The sequence below is a fragment of the Cytophagia bacterium CHB2 genome (assembly GCA_030263535.1).
In the GTDB taxonomy this organism is placed as follows: Bacteria; Zhuqueibacterota; Zhuqueibacteria; order Zhuqueibacterales; family Zhuqueibacteraceae; genus Coneutiohabitans.
Genome location: SZPB01000640.1, coordinates 1 through 1,990 on the forward strand (window position 1 = coordinate 1; position 1,990 = coordinate 1,990).

1 protein-coding gene is annotated in these 1,990 nt (G+C 53.9%); it reads right to left on the reverse strand.

From position 1 onward, the window contains the following. Positions 1–1,869 (reverse strand): TonB-dependent receptor, encoded by a 1,869-nt coding sequence (locus FBQ85_29765; protein ID MDL1879318.1) that lies wholly within the window; start codon positions 1,867–1,869, stop codon positions 1–3. Positions 1,870–1,990: the final 121 nt, after the last annotated feature.

The window sequence follows — 1,990 nt, forward strand, 5'->3', positions numbered from 1 at the left end:
CTAAGAACTGATTTTTGCCAAACTACAGTTGATATAAGTTGAGGCTGACAAGCCGGCAGCCGGAGCAAACGGCGAGCGGAATTGCGGCAAGCCGTTGGCGCTGCGGCTGAAATTGAAGCCTGATTTGGGCACACCCTGCGTGCGCGCGTCTGTGGTGATATCGAACGGAAACGCGGACTGCAATCCGAGCCGGCGGAACCCGAAGATATCCTGTCCGGCGGAGATGTCGAGAAACAGGTTCAAGCTGGAGGGCGTGCTGAACGCACGATTGTAGGTGGCGCGGAAATTATGCGAAGTGCTGGGTTTGAAGACCAGCGCGGCGCGCGGCGAGAACACCGGATCTTTAATGCGATTGTGGTCATCAACACGCGCAGCCAGCAACAAATCGAGTTTGGAAGACAACTGGGTCTCAGACTGGACATATGCTCCAAACTCGTTGCTGCTATCGTCGTTTTCATTGCGGCCATTGATGGTGTTATCTGTATCTGGCCGAGTGAGCAGGGCGTCAACGCCGTATGTAAAGCGTTGGCGCTGGCCGAGCATCATGCTGTGCTGGATCTGACCGACATAGAGTTTGGAATTGTCAACGATGAGCGCGCCGTCACGCAGCAAGTAGGTATCACCCGCATTGCTTTGATTCACAAAACCCTGCACGAAAAGGTTTTTGTAGAGAAAACGCGCTTGCGCATAGCTATAGGTCCAATCAACGGCCTGTCCCGCGCCAATACCGGTGTATTCAATATTGCTCGCACGGTTGAAGCCGCCGCTTAAAATAAGGGTGGATTCGTTGTTCAAGCGAAAATCCATGCGGCCTTCGGCAGCGATTTTTTCAACGTCGAAATCGCGCGAATTCAGCCTTTTTTCGCCGACCGGCACATTGCCCGTTGTGGTTTGGCGATAGAGTTGAATGGAATCCGGCTCAGCGGGATCCGAACTTTCCCAATCATGTCCCTTATAGTATTGCGCTGAAATTTTATACCCAACATTATGTCCCAACAGGCCGGCATGGCGCAGAGCCGTCAAATAGATGTTGCGTCCGCCTTGCGGCTCACGTTGTGAAAGATTGACAAAATCACGGCCGCCGCCACCAATGCTGAGCGTCGTTCCCTGAGATTCGAATGGTGAACGGGTGATGATATGCATTACCCCGCTGGCGCTGTTCGGGCCATACAAAGCCGAGCCTGGCCCGGACACCACTTCGATGCGGGAAATATCTTCGCTGGTGGTTGGAATAAAATTGTAGGCATTCAGGCGCAGCGAGGGCACGTTGGCGTAACGATTGTCGACGAGCGAGAGCAATGATCCGGAGAAAATGTTGTTGAAACCGCGCACAGTCACATTGCTTTGAGAAATGCCGTTGGAGGAGATATCGACCGCAGGCAAGCCTCGCAAATAATCGGTAGGACTGGTGGTCGCGCGGCCACGGATCTGCGTCGCTTCAAGAACCGAAACCGCTGCCGGCGCTTCAAGCGCTTTTTCCTGGCGCCGCGAAGCCGAGATGACCACCGGGTTGAGCGAAATGCCGGAGGGCTCGACCGCAATGTCCACTGTTTTGGTTTCACCAGCAGCCAATGTCACGTTCGTGAGAACTTTTCTCTCGTAGCCGATGAACGAAACCGTGATCGTGTAGGTACCGGCCGGCAGGTTGGGCACTTCAAAATTACCGGAGGCATCTGCCGCTGCTCCGGTCGGTGCGAGGCCGGGAGAAGTGACCGCGACGCTGGCGCCGGGCAGTTTCTCCTTGCTCTCCGCATCTGTCACTGTTCCCTTTAAAGTCGCGGTTTGCGCCCATAACGAAAGCGGCGCTAACGCAACCACGAGTGTGAACAGTAACAGCGATACCCGCGAGAGCCATTGTCGTTTTACCATACATTTCCTCCCTTAAGGAAGTTAAGTAACTGTAGTTTGGCAAATTTTCATGTTCTTTTTCAAAAATTGGCTGAAAAGGCCAGCCAATCCTGAGGTATGGACAGACCTCACCACTGTCCCC

Coding starts and splice junctions, on each gene's coding strand:
- FBQ85_29765 (MDL1879318.1), bottom strand. CDS start 1,869: ATGGTAAAACGACAATGGCTCTCGCGGGTATCGCTGTTACTGTTCACA.